Source organism: Photobacterium obscurum, from assembly GCF_026191635.1.
Lineage (GTDB): Bacteria > Pseudomonadota > Gammaproteobacteria > Enterobacterales > Vibrionaceae > Photobacterium > Photobacterium obscurum.
Genome location: NZ_JAKRRW010000019.1, coordinates 65,877 through 83,322 on the forward strand (window position 1 = coordinate 65,877; position 17,446 = coordinate 83,322).

The window sequence follows — 17,446 nt, forward strand, 5'->3', positions numbered from 1 at the left end:
TGATTAAATTGGTCACAAAACAAAGGATGTAAATAATATTATTCATGTTAATGCCGTATTAATCACAGACAGCGACTGTCCCCGATGATATTGCCCGACCAATTAACCATAGGGTGTGTCCCTTAATTATGTTGCGCCCATCGCTGCTGCAATTTTCAAGCAGAACAACTTGAAAATCACGTAATTTGGTGGGCCAAACAATTGATTTTTAAGGCAGTTATGCACAGAAAATAGCGCAGCCCGAAGGGTTATGGCCAAAATCCGCGCTAGCTGCCCTAAATGGCTTGAAGATAGAACCACTATGTTCATCGCCATTTCGATTGCTACCACGAATTTTGACCAATAACGATAGTGCAAATAATTGAGGGACACACCCTACGACTCAGCGGCCAGCAATGCCCGAAACTGGCCTTTGAACGCCTCTATCGCAGCAGCTTTTACCGGTCCCGTTTGCCCCTGCTGGCAGTGCAGCAAAGCATAGCCCCAACGACCAACGTGGTTAAGAAAGTCGACTTCCAGCCGTTTTAGCTTGGCTCGAAATTCCGGAGATTCGGCAACATGAAGCGGTAACAGCGCCCAGCCCGAGTCCTGCAACAGCCCCAGCAACACATCCATGTTGCTGATCATACTGTTACGGGCTGACATTCTCAGGGTTTCTCCCAGTCCGGCATTGGCATAATTCTCCAGCATGTACTGCTGCTGGCTCTGCAAATCACTAAGAGTAACAATAGGCAGGCTCTGTAAAGGTGAGTTATATGATGTGTAAAAGTGAAAGGCCATGAAGCCCAAGTTAATAAAGGCTATCCCTCTCGGTGGTACCATGGTCCTGGCTGAGTTCATCACTACCGTCAGATCAACCTTACCGGCAAGTAACGCCTCTATCCCTTCCTCTTTGCCTCGGTGCAACCAATGGATCTGCGTATCAGGAAACTGCTCCCTCAACTTTGCGTCAATGTTGCAAATCACGGCTACGGGCAGGGTGACATCATGATAAATAGTCAACTCCCGGTTCTTGCTGGTTAAAGAGGCTTTCGCTGACGCTCTGTAGCTGTTCAGCCTGCCGGATCACCAACATAGCATGGCGAAAAATGGGCTGGGCGACGTCCGTCATAACCGGGAACTTTCCGCTGCGGTCAAACAGCTCCAGCCCCAAATCAATCTCTAGGTTGCCTACCTGCTGGTGTATGGTCGAGCGATCTTTCTTCAATACACGTGCCGCCTTGCTAAATGATCCCTGCTCGGCCACAGCAACAAACGCCTGCAGCTGATCAAACGAAAAACGGAGCATCCTAGGGTTCCTTTTGTTGGGTTTTTACCAACATAACTGAGATTACATGTGTGATGAAGTCCCTAATATAGGAAGCGTGACTTACGTATAGCAATCGAGAAAAGTACCCAATAACTCCCTATAGTTCGATGAAGAGGCTGCTCATGAAAAAAAATAAAATTGTTCTCGCAACTGCCGTTGCTCTTGGTATGACATTGACTGCAACTGCCGCTGAAGCTTGCTCTCGGTTGATCTGGGAAACCGAGAACCACGGGGTATTTGTTTCTCGTACGATGGACTGGATGGTCGAAACCCATCCAACCATCGATGTTCGCGCCAAGGGGCAATCTTACCGAGGAGCCGAGTCGGGCGATGACAGCAAGCAGTGGACCTCGAAATATGCCTCTATTATGGCAACTTTCTATGGCAAAGCCGGTGTCGATGGGTTCAATGAAAAAGGCCTGGCCGCCAACGCACTCTACTTCGGAGAAGAAACCCCGGGCGAATATAAAGCTGATAGGCCCCAGCTAGAAAACTCACGGATAGTACCTTATATCCTAGATAACTTCGCAACAGTCAAAGAAGCCGTGGCGGGGCTGAAAAAGGTTCAGGTTCAGCAATTTGGCCACAATGACGAGTTACTCAAAGGGCACTACGCAATTCAGGATGCCAGCGGAGACTCTGCCATTATGGAGTTTATCGACGGTCAATGGGAGATCTATCACGGCAAGCAGTATGACGTGCTAACCAATAGCCCAGAATACAGCCAGCACCTGAAAAGCTGGGAAGAGCAAAAGCCTAAAAGCCAGGACGTTATCAACGGTTCTTTCGAGCTGCCGGGCAACGTGGCCTCCGATCAGCGATTTATCTGGAACAAATATATGCTCGCGCAACTCAAAGAGCCAAGTAGCTATCAAAATGGCCTAGCGAAAATTAACAGCTCCACCTACCACGTTCCTTTAGATGCCGCGAACCGCGAAACGAACGGAGTCATGACAGGCTATGCCACCCAGTATTCACTGGCTTATAACCTCGACCAGAAGATCATGAACGTTCGTTACCAGTTCGGAGACGTTTATACCCAATACTCCGTCGACTTCAATAAGCTCAATGACGGCAAAAACTATACCCTAAAAGCGGATAGCCAAGACAATGTCGGAGAAGTAAGCCAACGCTTTATCCAACACGACGGAGTAATGGCTCAGTATAAAATGTAATTATCATTCGCTAGACACTCAAAGAGCCTGCGCTTCCCGCCTAGGCTCTTTATACCAATCTAAATATCTAATCATTTTTCATGGTTAAAATTACCAACTACAGTGTTGGCAATTTTGTAATTAGAACCACTAGTTACTGCAATTCCCGCCTTGTATTTAGCTATTTTTCCTCATGAAAAAATAGATCATCTACTTATCCAGATTGGTATTATTAGTGCTCTTATAATCATCGTTATCTAGTATCATGATAAGAAGAAATCGACAATTTGCCTTGCTAGGCCTTGCGCTATTAGCAGCACCACATGCTGCTGCCACCGAACTAGCCGATACCATTTTCAAAAACGCCAAGGTCTATACCGACAATCCTGCCGAGGCCATAGCGATTGCCGATGGGAAAATTCTCTATGTTGGCAGCAACCAAATGGCCGAGCGTTTGCGCCAGCCGCATACTGAGGTTATCGACCTTGAGGGAGCGATGCTGCTACCGGGCTTCATCGACAATCATAACCATGTTTTCGAAGCAGCCTCGGAAGCCGGCGGGAGCTGCGAACTCAATACCGATGCCACCCTCAACAAGCAAATCCCCTACCTCAAGCAGTGCCGCAAACACGCTAAAAAAGGCGAATGGCTCATGGGATACGGCTTCTCGCTTGATCTTACCCTGAGTGAATACAACAGGGAGACCCCACTGACAGTATTGGACCGCATATTCCCAGACCAACCCGTCATTATCATGGAGCAGACCTCGCACTCTATGTGGGTCAACTCGCGGGCCCTGAAGCTGGCCGGAATTAGCAGCACTTCACCGGAGCCGCAGGGCGGCAAAATTCTCAAAGAGCCCGATACCGGCGAGCTAAACGGGATCTTGCTGGATAATGCCGGCGATATTGTGATGGAGCTGGCGTGGAACAGTATGGACAATCCGTTTAACCAGAGTTACAGCGGGTTGATGATTGGACTTGAAGAGGCCGCAGCTCATGGGATCACCACTATCGGCGACGGTCGGCTTTACTGGAAGCGAGGATGGTATGAGGTATGGAAAGAGGCACAAGCCAACGGCGATCTAACGGCTCGGGTATCACTCCGCCCATGGATTTACCCTCAGGACAGTCAGGCTTCACAGCTCAAGTTTCTAGAGCGTATTCAAACCAGCGATCCTGAATCTTTGCTTATCGTCGATCAGGTCAAAATGTACAGTGACGGTATCCTGATCAACGGGACAGCCAAAACACTGGCCCCGTATCTTTTTACCTATATAGAGGATGAGCCGTACGGCATTAACTATATCCCACCTTCGCAGATGAAAAGCTGGTTAACAGCATTGGATAAAATCGGGTACGGAGCCCATATCCATGCCATCGGCGACGGGGCGATTCGAGAGTCGCTAAACGCCATTGAGTTTGCCCGACAGCAAGGTGCCGATCGGGACTACACCCTGACCCATGTCGAGCTGGTCAACAGCAACGATATCAAGCGGTTCGAACCATTGCAGGTCAGCGCTGATTTTCAGGTTGGCTCGGACTATATTGCCGAGCATGATCATCGCTGGGCAGAACCTTTCCTCGGCGCAAAACGTGCCCGCTCATTGATGCAAATCCGCCGTCTGTATAATGCAGGAGCAAATGTCAGCCTGAGTAGCGACTGGAATGTTCATGACATCAATCCACTGGTCGGCATCGCCAACAGCCTGCTGATGGGAGAGACTGGCATGCCGGATATCGATTCTGCGATTGATGCCTATACAATCAATGCCGCAATCAGTTTGGGACTTGAAGATATCACGGGCTCAATCGAGGAAGGCAAGTCTGCTGATCTGGTGGTTATCGACCGTGATATAACTCAGCTCAGCCCAGACAATATAGCCCAAAGCAAGATATTAATGACGATACTTAGGGGAAAAGTGGTGTTCGACAATCAGGAGTGAGAGGGATCTTATGATAGAACTTAGCGTCGCAACTATTGCCGATATGGAAAAAATTGCAGCTTTGCATATCCAAAGCTGGCAACAAACATACCGGGGGATACTCTCAGACAGTTACCTCGATGATGCAATTCACCATGATCAAAACAAACTCTGGCAACACCGCTTTGCTAATCCTGCCCCCCGGCAGGTGATCCTGGTCGCCTATGAGGGAAAAAATCTCTTGGGTTTTATCTGTATTTATTTAGAACACCATCCGAAATGGGGCACGTTAGTCGAGAACCTTCACATCAGTGGCAATCACCAGGGGCAAGGGCTGGGGAAACGGCTGTTATTTGCTGCAGCGGCAGTTTCTTACGCTCATCTCCCCTCTAATGGGATGTATCTTGAGGTATTGGCTGACAATATAACCGCCCAAATATTTTATCAGAAACTAGGGGCACTAAAGGCGAAAGCCCAAACATGGCAAGCCCCTGATGGCAACCGTGTTAATGAGCTCATCTACCGCTGGAATTCAATTGAACACCTTGTAAAGGAATAATGCCAGCACACTATCCGACAGCTTCACAGCCCCCCAAAACAATGCCTGAGGGGCTGTGCCAAAATAGAATGTTTTAATCGCTAAAACCGAGGGAAATGATAAACAATGTTAAAGTTAAAAGTATCCCCGGAAAACTCTGCACCAGACAGGTTAAAGTTATCATCGAACAATTTTATCCACTCAAGTTCAACTTCTACTCTCTCGCCATTACCGATTGCCAGCCCGGCACCGTAGACGATGTCACTGTCACGGTCAGTATCGCTAGCAAACCTGCCTTGAGAATACCCATAACCTAATAATGCATAGGGTTTTAAATATCGGTCGATAGGCAGGATAGCCCTCCCCATCAAGCTATAGTGTTCTTTCACCTCAGCGGTAACACCATTAATATCATCATCATTGACGTTGCCATAAGCTCTGGCTTCAACAGCAAAGTTCGCATCAAATTGATAACCAATTGTTAGACCAAGCAAATTACTATCAAAAGATGTTGAACCAACATTACTGACTTCAGCATCGGCATCTACCGACGCATAACTCAGGCCCGCATACATATGCCTTGGCACATCGTCATAATTTAGTAATCCAAACCCGGCAACAGCTTTGCTAGTAAATGTCACTACGATAAAACACAGAGCCACGAATTGCTTTTTCATTAATTGCCTTCCCTTTATCTGACTTCCATCCATAAAAAGAATAGCCTGAGGTAGGCAAAAAAGTGCAAATAAAGCAAAAAACAGCTAACGCTCTAGCCTTACTAACTGGATATCACATGGCATTTTGCGGATCAACGGCTCACTTGGTGACAGTGTTAACTGATGGAAAATATTAGATTGATGGTGGCCGATGATCAGCAGATCGATATCAAACTCAGCAATTGCCTTTGCCACTTGATCCTCAATATAACCGGCATAAAAAATATGCTTATAGACTGGATAATTCGTCCCTTTCAGCAGGCGTTTCATTGCATCGACGGATTCATAATGTTCTTGTTCTCCATCACTTTCAGTCCTAAATTCGCGGACACCTTCATATTGCTGGGTAAAATCCGGGTCAATATGAATAACACTAAAAAGAGCATGATTAATCCGAGCCTGCTCTGCGGCTTTCATTACCAAATACTCAGCATTGCCATCAAAATTTACCGCCAGCATGACATGTTTATATTTCATAGCTCTCTCCCAAGAAATAGCCTTAGACCACGTCGCCAACTGTTGATTGGTACCATGCCAACGACACATATCTCAAAAAGATATTAATGAAACCATAGAAGATAATGACTAATCAGAGTAGTTCTACTGAGGCTTTCACTCGCAAGCTGAGGGGAGCTCAGCGGATAAACCGAAGAGCCGCTATACTTTTGACTAACCAAAAGCGTCAAGTCGCCACATACAAAAATATACCCAAGTTACTTTAAGATGCAGGATTCAGAGTGACGCCAGCCAGTTCAATTCAAGGATAGATTCGAAAGAGTGACATGTCCTTTTAAGCGCATTCGATACAGAGGCGAACTGGCTTAAACACTCCCGAAGGGCGAGGTTACTTGGGTATAAAGGTGCAAAGGGTGTTCTATGTATCAAGAATCTTTCATCGACTCTTTATCTATCTTTGTCATCCTTGTGCTTATCTTTGGTGCCATTCTACTAATGTTCGAGTTTGGCTACAGGCTGGCTCAGTTATTTTTACCCAACAAGATCAACAAAACCATCAGCCCGATGGCTACCGGACTCGCCAGCCTCCTGGCCTTCATTCTGGCTATCACCTTCAGTATGGCCGCGGCAAAAAACGGTGATAGAAAACAACTGGTGCTAAATGAAGCAAATGCTGTCGGCACCGCCCTTTATCGCACTGAGCTTCTCGATGAACCATATCGCAGTCAGAGTCAAACACTATTAAAAGAGTACATAACAATACGGGTCGTCGAAGAAAAAAGTGAACGCAAAGCCAAAGTTAATCAGGTCATCCTGAGAAGCGAGACCATCCAACGTGAACTCTGGAAACTGGCTGCCGCCGCCCATCACGCCGGAGCGCCGGAACAGATCCGACTCTATATCGAATCACTAAACGAAGTGTTTGATATCCATACTGAAAGAGTAGACAAAGGACTCAGGGGGCGTATCCCATTAAGCATCTGGTTTACACTCGGTTTGCTTACTTTCCTTACCATTGCATTAAACGGTATTCAGGTAGGCTCACAGGGACAAAACAGAACCTTAGTAGCAGCTTTACCCTTTGCATTGGCATTTTCCTTGGTGCTAACGTTAATTGTTGAGCTAGATCGTCCAGCAAGAAGTATTATCGAGGTCAGTCAGCAAGCGCTGGTTGATTTACGTGACAGCATCAATTAAAAATTGATCGCGCTAAGGCGTAACAAGTTAAGCTATTACTTTCAACAACCTGCCATTAAATAGATTACCCACCCCAAACAAAATGTGATTATGCTCACACTTGCAGGTGTATTCCTCAAATCACTCAATTGCACGCTATTCATTACTAGTTATATGCGATATATTCTCTTTTAAGTCAGCATTTTGGGATGAAAATCACAATTACAGACTTAATCTTGCAAATAATGTTCATTATATGCAGTTACTAATTACAACGTCGGTTAAGCATGCAAGGAGTGCATGAGTCATTACCATGAGTAGCGACAACAAGCTGGTTAGGCAAAAATTAAAAAAACAATCTCAGCACGCACTGAGTAAAACAAAAAAATCTTTTTTAAAAGAGTACAACAAAGCCGCCTAGTGCGGCTTTTTTTCTAATTTCACACAATATACCGAGCCGACTTATTGGCCGACATATACGGCACCCAATACAACACCGCGAGGGGGCAATTCGATCTTGACCGGCTTATCCTCGCCTTTCGGCTGCTCGGAATCACTGCGGCTAAAATATTGCGATTGGGATTCGCTATTCAGGCCATCCCTATTGGCTAAATAGTCAAATGCGACTGCTGCCAATGCCAAACACAATACAGATACGTTCATCGACATCCCATGTCCCCCCTTGCATTCTTTCACCCTTAATCAAAAAAATATGCATTTTGCAATAACCACTTCTTTTTCTTTGTTTATCTCGGGTATATTGCAAGTTTAGAGCCAAATCACTCAGAAGGCTTTTCTATCGATGGAGTCACTGGCTATCAAATCAGGGCAACGCGCTTCCACCCTATGTTTGCAGCTGCCAGCCAAGCAATTAATATGACTAAATGGCGAGTTAGTTCGAACATTTTCTTTCCCCATAAAAAACAGCCGTTGCATCTTGCGATGCAAAAGCTGTTTACACAGGGAGTCTTTTTACTTTAAAAATACTTATTCCAGTACCCGCTCGATTTCTTTCAAGCTGGATGGATCATCGATTGTCGAAGGGACAACATATTGCTCCCCATCGGCAATCTGGCGGATCACCCGGCGTAAGATCTTACCGGATCGTGTTTTCGGCAGACGATCAACAATCAATGCTCGCTTGAAGCAGGCGACGGCACCGATCTCCTGTCGTACTTTTTGCAGCAGTTCGCCTTCAATCAAGCCATTCTCCGACACATAACCGTCTTTGAGTACCACTAGCCCCAGTGGCAGCTGCCCCTTGAGATCATCGTGGATACCGATCACCGCACACTCGGCCACGGCCTCATGACCACCGACAACCTCTTCCATTTCACCCGTCGACAGGCGGTGACCGGCAACATTGATCACATCATCAATACGGCCCATCACGAACAGGTAGCCATCTTCGTCGATATAGCCGCCGTCACCTGACACATAATAGCCTGGGAACTGGCTGAGATAGCCTGATTCAAACCGATCATGGTTACGCCAGACAGTTGGCAGACAACCCGGTGGTAACGGACGCTTAATCGCGATGTACCCCTGCTCGCTGACTTTCTGTGGCTCACCAACCTCGTTAAGCACCTCAACCAGATAACCTGGAATAGGCTTGGTTGCCGAGCCCGGCTTGACGACAAAGTTCTCCAACCCTATCGGGTTACCGGCAATAGCCCATCCGGTTTCGGTCTGCCACCAGTGATCGACCACCGGCCGTCCTGTCTTGCTCTCAACCCATTCCAGTGTCGGCGGATCCAGACGCTCGCCAGCCATAAAAATCGTCTTCAATGATGGCATCGGGTATGGCTTAAGGTGTTCACCGTCAGGATCTTCTTTTTTGATCGCCCTAAAAGCTGTCGGTGCTGAAAACAGTGCTTTGACTCCGTACTCCTGACAAACTCGCCAGAAAGCCCCCGGATCCGGTGTACGGACCGGCTTGCCTTCATACATGATGGTGGTACAGCCGTGGATTAGCGGCGCATAGACAATATAGGAATGGCCGACCACCCAGCCGACATCCGATGCCGCCCAGTACACGTCTCCCGGCTCAACATCATAGATAGTCCCCATGCTGTAATTCATCGCAACGGCATGACCACCGTTATCGCGTACCACGCCCTTGGGTTTGCCCGTGGTACCCGAGGTATAAAGAATATAGAGCGGATCCGTCGACTTCACCGGCACACAGTCATGCGCTGTGGCCGTACGCAATAATGCAGACCAATCTTTATCACGCTCTTGATTTAGATCGGCCGGACATTGCTTACGCTGATACACCACCACATGATCGGGCTTCCAGCGGCTGTCCATAATGGCCTGATCAACCAGCGGCTTGTAGGGGAGCACCTTGTTGATTTCAACCCCGCAGCTGGCCGTCATGATCACCTTCGGCTCGGCATCTTCAATGCGTACCGCCAGCTCGTTCGGGGCAAAACCGCCAAACACCACCGAGTGAATCGCACCAAGACGGGCACAGGCCAACATCGCCATCGCGGCTTCCGGGATCATCGGCATATAAATCACCACCCGATCCCCTTTACTCACACCTAAACTTGCCAGCATGCCCGCAGTTTTGGCTACCTGATCACGCAGAACACGGTAGGTATAACGGGCTTTCTGACCGGTCACAGGGGAGTCATAGATCAGCGCAGTTTGATCCCCCCTTCCCTGCTCGACATGATAATCCAACGCTAAATAGGCGGTATTGAGTTCACCGTCGGCAAACCATCGATCGATACCCTGCTCATCCTGGCTGAGAATGGTTTGAGGAAACTTGAACCAGGCAATTTTGCTGGCTTGCTGTTTCCAAAATTCTTCCGGCGCGCTTTGTGCCAACTGATATTCTTTTTGATATGCAGACATATTGCTTCCTCCAGTATGTCCTGACATTGCTTATTCAAAGACTCTAACGTTAAGGCTTTTACACAAAGACAGCGGAGGGAACACGTACAAAGCCCTCCATCAAAATCCGAGCGCTGCGGCTCATAATGGCCTTCTCGACTACCCAGCCTTGTTCACCCTGCTTAGCCTGTGCGCCTACTTTTAGCGTCCCGGACGGGTGCCCAAACGTTACCGATTCTTTCTCACCGCCACCAGCCGCCAAATTAACCAACGTTCCGGGAACACAGGCGGCAGATGCAATCGCAACGGCCGCCGTCCCCATCATGGCGTGATGCAGCTTACCCATCGACAGTGCCCGAACCAAAATACCAATCTCGCTATCGGCAACCGTTTTGCCACTTGAAGACTGGTAGGTTTTCGGTTTGGATACAAAGGCTATTTTCGGGGTATGCTGACGTGTCTCGGCTTCTTCCAAGCGGGTTATCAACCCCATTTTCAACGCGCCGTAGGCACGAATACGCTCGAACATCGCCAACGCTTTTTCATCATTGTTAATGTCATCCTGCAGCTCGGTACCGGTATAACCAATCGCCTCGGCATCGACAAAAATAGTCGGGATACCGGCATTGATCAGGGTGGCATTGAAAATGCCGATATCCGGCACTTCAAGGTCATCAACCAGATTGCCGGTCGGAAACATCGAGCCATCGCCATCAGCCGGGTTCATAAAGTCCACCTGAATTTCGGCTGCAGGGAACGTCACTCCGTCTAGCTCAAACTCACCGGTTTCTTGCACAAACCCATTCACAACAGGCACATGTATCACGATAGTTTTCCCGATATTGACCTGCCAGACACGAACTGTGACGATACCGTTTTCGGGAATACGCGCCTTGGGGATCAAACCGGCATGAATTGCAAATGGCCCCACCGCCGCGGATAGATTCCCGCAGTTACCGCTCCAGTCAACAAAAGGCTTATCAATCGATACCTGACCAAACAAATAATCAACATCATGGTTGGCCTTGCTGCTTTTGGAGACGATAACGGTTTTGCTGGTACTCGAGGTAGCGCCCCCCATGCCATCAATTTGCTTGGCATAAGGATCCGGACTGCCAATAACACGCAACAACAGTTTGTCTCTCGCTTCGCCAGCCACCAGGGCTTCAGGGGGCAAATCGGCCAAATTAAAGAACACCCCCTTGCTAGTGCCACCACGCATATAGGTGGCGGGCACCTTAATTTGCGACAGGGGTTGTGACTGTGATTGCAACTGGGAAGTTGAACTTGTCATACCATCTCCCTATTGAGCCAAGAAGTCTTGGGCAAAGCGCTGGAGTACACCACCCGCCTCATAGACTGCCACTTCGTCTGCGGTATCAAGACGACATGTCACCGGTACGTCGACTTTTTCACCGTTGGCACGAGTGATGACCAAGGCCAAATCTGCGCCGGGCTGGATAGCACCGAGAACGTCGTATAGCTCGGTACCGTCCAGCTCCAGGGTGTTGCGATTAACACCTTGTTTAAACTGCAACGGTAGCACACCCATACCCACCAAATTCGTGCGGTGAATACGCTCAAATCCTTCGGCAACGATGGCTTCTACACCCGCCAAACGAACCCCTTTCGCCGCCCAGTCACGGGACGAGCCCTGACCATAATCCGCGCCAGCCACCACAATCAGAGGCTGTTTACGATTCATATAGGTTTCAATCGCCTCCCACATGCGAGTGACTTTGCCTTCCGGCTCAATGCGCGCCAACGAGCCCTGTACGACATCGCCATTCTCTTTGACCATTTCGTTGAACAGTTTCGGGTTAGCAAATGTAGCGCGCTGCGCCGTTAGGTGATCACCACGGTGTGTTGCATAGGAGTTGAAGTCCTCTTCCGGCACCCTCATCTTGGTCAGATATTCCCCTGCGGCACTGGAAGCCAAAATCGCATTGGATGGCGACAGATGGTCGGTCGTAATATTGTCGCCAAGTACCGCCAGCGGGCGCATACCCGACAGCGTTCGTTCACCCGCCAACGCCCCCTCCCAATAAGGCGGACGGCGAATATAGGTACTCATCGGACGCCAATCGTAAAGCGGGTTACTGTTATGCACATCGTCATTTAGCTTGAACATCTTAATGTAGACCTGATTGAACTGCTCCGGCTTAACGTACTTGCCGACAACCGCATCTATCTCTTCATCAGTAGGCCACAAATCATTGAGGTAAATAAGTTTGCCCTGACTATCCGTGCCCAGTGCATCACGCTCGATATCAAAGCGGATGGACCCCGCTAGCGCATAGGCAACGACCAGAGGCGGCGAGGCCAAAAACGCCTGCTTGGCATAAGGGTGGATACGGCCGTCAAAGTTACGGTTACCGGACAATACCGCGGTTGTATATAAGTCACGGTCAACGATCTCTTGCTGGATTTTTGGGTCCAGTGCACCGCTCATGCCGTTACAGGTAGTACAGGCGTAGGCGACAATCCCGAAACCAAGCTTTTCCAGCTCCGGCAGCAGTCCGGCTTCTTCGAGATACAATTTGGCCACTTTCGACCCCGGTGCAAACGATGATTTCACCCAGGGCTTACGCACCAGGCCCAGTTCATTGGCTTTCTTGGCTAACAAACCGGCTGCCACCACATTGCGCGGGTTACTGGTGTTGGTACAAGAGGTAATGGCCGCGATGATGACTGCGCCATCTGGCAGTTCGCCCTCTTTCTCTTCCCACTCACCGGAAATTCCTCGTGATGCGAGCTCTGAAGTTGGTAGTCGACGGTGAGGATTCGACGGTCCCGCCATGTTGCGAGACACTGTCGACAAATCGAATTCCAGCACTCGCTCGTAAACCGCGCTCTCCAGAGCGTCAGCCCACAAGCCGGTTTGCTTGGCGTACAGTTCCACCAGCTCAACTTGCTGTTCTTCACGGCCTGTTAGTTTGAGGTAATTAATGGTCTGCTCATCGATATAGAACATCCCTGCCGTGGCGCCATATTCCGGTGTCATATTGGAGATGGTGGCACGGTCACCGATGGTAAGATCTTTGGCCCCTTCGCCAAAGAATTCCAGATAGGATGAAACCACACGCTCGTTACGAAGGAACTCGGTGATAGCAAGCACAATATCGGTAGCCGTGATGCCCGGCTGGCGTTTACCGGTCAGGTTGACACCGACAATATCCGGCAGACGCATCATGGAAGGGCGACCCAGCATGACCGTCTCCGCTTCCAGACCACCCACCCCAATCGCTATCACACCTAGCGCATCGACGTGCGGTGTATGACTGTCAGTGCCGACACACGTATCAGGGTAAGCAATACCGTTCTTGGCCTGAACCACGGGCGACATCTTCTCCAGATTAATCTGGTGCATAATGCCGTTACCCGCAGGGATCACACTGACGTTTTCAAAGGCAGTTTTACACCATTCAATAAAGTGGAAACGATCCTCGTTGCGGCGCTCTTCTATCGCTCGGTTTTTATCAAATGCCTCGGGATCAAAACCGGCATGCTCAACCGCCAGTGAATGATCGACAATTAACTGGGTTTCCACCACCGGATTGACTTTTGCCGGATTGCCTCCTTGATCGGCAATGGCATCACGCAGACCTGCCAAGTCTACCAAGGCCGTTTGGCCCAGAATGTCGTGACACACGACTCGCGCCGGATACCAAGGAAAATCAAGGTCGCGCTTGCGGTCGATGATCTGCTTCAGGCAGTCTGTCAGTGAGTCGGGATCACAGCGTCTGACCAGCTGTTCGGCCAACACGCGCGAGGTATAGGGAAGCGTCTCGTAGGCGCCGGGGGCTATCTCGTTGACGGCTTCTCGGGTATCAAAAAAATCCAGTCCGCTGCCTGCAAGAGGCTTACGGTACTTTGTATTCATATTCATAGCTTACATCCGTGAATTTACTGCTCGCAGACCTATCTGGCGATGGGGCCTCCCCTGTTTCGTCAGGGGAGGGAGTTTGAAGGGATACGCCTTCACTCAAAGTCTGTATTTGAGAGTTAACTGCGCTCTTCAATTGGCAGCCAATCCTGATGCTCCGGTCCTTCGTAGTCGGCACTCGGACGGATAATCCGGTTATTGGCACGTTGCTCATATACATGGGCAGCCCAACCAGTGACCCGGCTCATGACAAAAATGGGGGTAAACAGCTTGGTCGGTACCCCCATGAAGTGATAAGCCGAGGCATGGAAAAAGTCAGCATTACAAAACAGCCCTTTCTCCCGCTTCATCACCTGCTCGACTCGCTCTGAGACCGCATACAAATGGGTGTCGCCAACATCGGCAGAGAGTTTTTCCGACCATGCTTTAATTAAAGCATTACGGGGGTCAGATTCACGGTAAATCGCATGGCCAAAGCCCATAATTTTGTCTTTGTTGGCCAGCATCTCCATAATACCGGCCTCTGCCTCATCCGCTGTCTGCCACTGCTCGATCATTGCCATTGCCGCCTCATTGGCACCACCATGCAATGGACCGCGTAAACTACCGATGGCAGCCGTAATACAGGAGTGAAGATCAGACAATGTTGACGCACAGACACGAGCGGTAAACGTCGAAGCATTAAACTCATGCTCGGCGTACAGAACCAGCGAGCAATGCATGACCTGCTTGTGAAGTTCTGACGGCGCTTTGCCAGTCAGCATTTCGAGGAAGTAGCCACCAATGCTGTCCTGACTGCTATTAGCGGTATCGATACGGACACCGTCATGACTGTAGCGATACCAGTAACAGATAATGGCCGGTAGCATGGCTAGCAAGGTATCGGTTTTCTTATCCTGCTCAGCAAACTCAAGCTCCTGATCGAGATTACCCAGCATTGAACAACCGGTACGCATCACATCCATCGGGTGAGCGTCAGCAGGGATCGCTTCCAGCACCTGACACAATGCAGATGGCAAACCGCGGGCTTTCTTCAATACCTGCTTGTAACTATCCAGTTCTGCCTGAGTCGGTAACTTACCCTTGAGTAGCAAATAAGCCACTTCTTCAAACTCGGCATGATTGGCCAAATCGGTGATATCGTAGCCACGGTAAGTCAACCCTGTGCCTGTCTTGCCTACGGTACATAATGCCGTGGTACCAGCACTCTGGCCACGCAGTCCTGCTCCACTCAACTTCTTATCAGCTACGGCTATCGCAGTCATAGCAGACTCCTTATTTTGTTCACGTTATTCCTTTGTCATTTCGCTGGCTGCAGGTGACAAAATCCCTCACAGCCATCGAAATGGCAGCGACAAAATCGGTACTAATTAATCCGTTTTAGTAAGTAATATTATTGGTTTAGCTTTTTCTTGGGTTTCCGCTTATTTTAGCGAGGTGGCTTCCCTGCCTATTCTTATTATTTACATTGCATTCTTCAGGCTATATTTAATCAATAATATCAAAGGGTAATGTTATTATTTTCATTTTCCAGCCAACTTATTATTAGTCTTTATTCAACTTTTATTTTCGCTGAATAGCCTATCCAGCTTCTGTTCATAGTCGTGGTAACCCAGATAATGGTAAAGCTGTTCACGGGTTTGCATCTGATCCACCACATTGCGCTGATGGCCGTCTTTTCTTATATGCTGATAGACATTCAGCGCCGCCTGGTTCATCGCCCGGAACGCGGACAACGGGTACAGCACCATATCGACACCGCATTCTGCCAGCTCTTCGCCACTGAACAGCGGCGTTTGGCCGAACTCGGTAATATTGGCCAGGATCGGCACCTTCACGGCATCAGCAAACTGCTGGTACTGCTCAAGGGTGTTAATAGCCTCGGGGAAAATCATATCTGCGCCAGCCTCGACACAGGCTATCGCCCGCTCTATCGCCGCATCCATACCTTCCACCGCCAGTGCATCGGTACGTGCCATAATGACAAAGTCTTCATCCACCCGCGCATCGACCGCAGCCTTGATACGATCAACCATTTCCTCCTGGCTCACAATGGCCTTGTTCGGGCGGTGACCGCAGCGTTTTTGCGCTACCTGATCTTCCATGTGTACCGCCGCCGCTCCTGCTCGCTCCATCTCCTTAATGGTACGGGCAATATTGAATGCTCCACCAAAGCCGGTATCGATATCGACCAACAGCGGCAAAGTCGTTGCAGCGGTAATTCGGCGCACATCTTCCAGCACATCGTTTAAGGTTGTGATCCCCAGATCCGGCAGACCATATGAGGCATTGGCAATCCCGCCACCTGACAGATATATGGCCTGATGTCCGACCTGCTCTGCCATCATGGCGCAGTAAGGGTTAACGGTGCCGACAATCTGCAACGGATGGTTGGCAGCAACAGCATGCCGGAAGCTTTTCCCTGGACTCATGAGGCTATCTCCTTATCATCTTTCAGTTGTTGTTCAATCAGCAGACGGCTTCGCATGATATGACGTCGCATCAGCATTTCCGCCAGCTCTCCATCTCTTTCCCGCAGCGCGGCAAGCAAATGGAAGTGTTCACTCAAAGCCTGTTGTGGACGCGAATGCGAACGCTGAGACTGATAGCGATACATTCGGAGCAAGTGATAGAGTTCATCACACAACAAGCTGATTAATTTGCTATTTCGACTGGCTTTGATAATCCGGTAGTGAAAATCAAAATCACCCTGCTGATGGAAATAGGAGGCACCATCAACCTGTTCGATATGCTGCTGATGGGTTTCCAGCAACTGCTGCAGAGCATTAATTTCTTTGTCTGTAATATGAATACACGCCAGACGAGCAGCCATGCCTTCCAGGGCTTCTCGTACCGAGTAAATTTCAATCAATTTTTCCTGAGTCAAGGCGACCACTCGCGCTCCCACATGGGGGACGCGTTCCATCAGTCCCAGAGACTCTACCCGCATCATCGCTTCACGCAGCGGACCTCGGCTTACGCCAAAACGGCGGGCTAACTCGGGCTCTGAGATCTTGCTGCCTGCCGGATAGTCACCATTCACGATTAAATCAATCAACTGTTCTGTCAGGTTCTCTGACTTGGTGAGCTCCTTTGCACCTAAATCCTTAGCGGTCGAATCCTTGGAAGCCATATCCTGGCTAACGGGATTATTCGCAATCCCGTGCTCAGCAGGATTGTCGACAGTTTCAAATACTACTTCTTGTTTGGTCATCATCATTGTCAACAATTGATCAACTTATGAACAAATCTAGCTTCAAAATCGGCTTCTATCAAGTTAATTGTTAACAATATGTATTAGACCTTAGTCTAGATTGTTGACAGCATGAGGAGAAAGAAAGGCGCAATACTCTTCAATACAAAGGAGGAAGCAAACAACATTCTTACTAGATTACTCCCGCACCTCATATTGCCCCCAAAATTTAAGTTCAAGGGAGAACACGAAA

At 49.0% G+C, this 17,446-nt stretch carries 15 protein-coding genes; 4 read left to right on the forward strand and 11 right to left on the reverse strand.

Annotated features, from left to right (window positions below):
* Positions 1-375: 375 nt before the first annotated feature.
* The gene (locus MD588_RS19660) at positions 376-1,002 is read right to left on the reverse strand and encodes a LysR family transcriptional regulator substrate-binding protein (protein ID WP_265699365.1); all 627 of its coding nucleotides are present in this window, start codon (positions 1,000-1,002) and stop codon (positions 376-378) included.
* On the reverse strand, positions 986-1,288 hold the full coding sequence (locus MD588_RS19665; protein WP_265699366.1) for a helix-turn-helix domain-containing protein: 303 nt from the start codon (positions 1,286-1,288) through the stop codon (positions 986-988). The genes MD588_RS19660 and MD588_RS19665 overlap by 17 nt, the downstream gene beginning before the upstream one ends.
* A gap of 143 nt (positions 1,289-1,431) precedes the next feature.
* On the opposite strand from MD588_RS19665, the gene MD588_RS19670 reads away from it, so the two are divergent.
* The 3 genes from MD588_RS19670 (at position 1,432) to MD588_RS19680 (ending at position 4,946) form a co-directional block, all read left to right on the forward strand.
* The gene (locus MD588_RS19670) at positions 1,432-2,484 is read left to right on the forward strand and encodes a linear amide C-N hydrolase (RefSeq protein WP_265699367.1); all 1,053 of its coding nucleotides are present in this window, start codon (positions 1,432-1,434) and stop codon (positions 2,482-2,484) included.
* Between the two features lie 244 nt (positions 2,485-2,728).
* Complete coding sequence (locus tag MD588_RS19675; protein WP_265699368.1) at positions 2,729-4,408, forward strand: amidohydrolase; 1,680 nt, start codon at positions 2,729-2,731, stop codon at positions 4,406-4,408.
* A 10-nt stretch (positions 4,409-4,418) separates the two neighbouring features.
* Positions 4,419-4,946 carry a GNAT family N-acetyltransferase gene (locus tag MD588_RS19680; RefSeq protein WP_265699369.1) on the forward strand — a complete coding sequence of 176 codons (528 nt, stop codon included), beginning with the start codon at positions 4,419-4,421 and terminating at the stop codon, positions 4,944-4,946.
* 80 nt (positions 4,947-5,026) lie between these two features.
* Here the strand turns inward: MD588_RS19680 and MD588_RS19685 are convergent, their stop codons facing one another.
* Complete coding sequence (locus MD588_RS19685; RefSeq protein WP_265699370.1) at positions 5,027-5,602, reverse strand: porin family protein; 576 nt, start codon at positions 5,600-5,602, stop codon at positions 5,027-5,029.
* Between the two features lie 84 nt (positions 5,603-5,686).
* On the reverse strand, positions 5,687-6,118 hold the full coding sequence (locus MD588_RS19690; protein WP_265699371.1) for a universal stress protein: 432 nt from the start codon (positions 6,116-6,118) through the stop codon (positions 5,687-5,689).
* A gap of 399 nt (positions 6,119-6,517) precedes the next feature.
* On the opposite strand from MD588_RS19690, the gene MD588_RS19695 reads away from it, so the two are divergent.
* A complete protein-coding gene (locus MD588_RS19695) occupies positions 6,518-7,294 on the forward strand; it encodes a bestrophin-like domain (protein WP_265699372.1) in 777 nt (258 codons plus the stop codon).
* 441 nt (positions 7,295-7,735) lie between these two features.
* On the opposite strand, the gene MD588_RS19700 is transcribed toward MD588_RS19695, so the two are convergent.
* From MD588_RS19700 to MD588_RS19730, 7 genes are all read right to left on the reverse strand, one after another.
* Entirely contained in the window at positions 7,736-7,942 is a 207-nt protein-coding gene (locus MD588_RS19700) for a hypothetical protein (protein ID WP_265699373.1), read from the reverse strand.
* A 318-nt stretch (positions 7,943-8,260) separates the two neighbouring features.
* On the reverse strand, positions 8,261-10,135 hold the full coding sequence (locus MD588_RS19705) for a propionyl-CoA synthetase (RefSeq protein WP_265699375.1): 1,875 nt from the start codon (positions 10,133-10,135) through the stop codon (positions 8,261-8,263).
* Positions 10,136-10,193: 58 nt separating this feature from the next.
* Complete coding sequence (gene prpF, locus MD588_RS19710) at positions 10,194-11,408, reverse strand: 2-methylaconitate cis-trans isomerase PrpF (protein WP_265699376.1); 1,215 nt, start codon at positions 11,406-11,408, stop codon at positions 10,194-10,196.
* Between the two features lie 9 nt (positions 11,409-11,417).
* Complete coding sequence (acnD, locus tag MD588_RS19715) at positions 11,418-14,003, reverse strand: Fe/S-dependent 2-methylisocitrate dehydratase AcnD (protein ID WP_265699377.1); 2,586 nt, start codon at positions 14,001-14,003, stop codon at positions 11,418-11,420.
* 116 nt (positions 14,004-14,119) lie between these two features.
* Positions 14,120-15,265, reverse strand: coding sequence for a bifunctional 2-methylcitrate synthase/citrate synthase (prpC, locus tag MD588_RS19720; protein WP_265699378.1), 1,146 nt, complete (start codon positions 15,263-15,265; stop codon positions 14,120-14,122).
* A gap of 291 nt (positions 15,266-15,556) precedes the next feature.
* A complete protein-coding gene (gene prpB, locus MD588_RS19725; RefSeq protein ID WP_265699379.1) occupies positions 15,557-16,432 on the reverse strand; it encodes a methylisocitrate lyase in 876 nt (291 codons plus the stop codon).
* Complete coding sequence (locus MD588_RS19730) at positions 16,429-17,133, reverse strand: GntR family transcriptional regulator (RefSeq protein WP_265699413.1); 705 nt, start codon at positions 17,131-17,133, stop codon at positions 16,429-16,431. Before MD588_RS19730 ends, prpB begins: the two co-directional genes overlap by 4 nt.
* Positions 17,134-17,446: the final 313 nt, after the last annotated feature.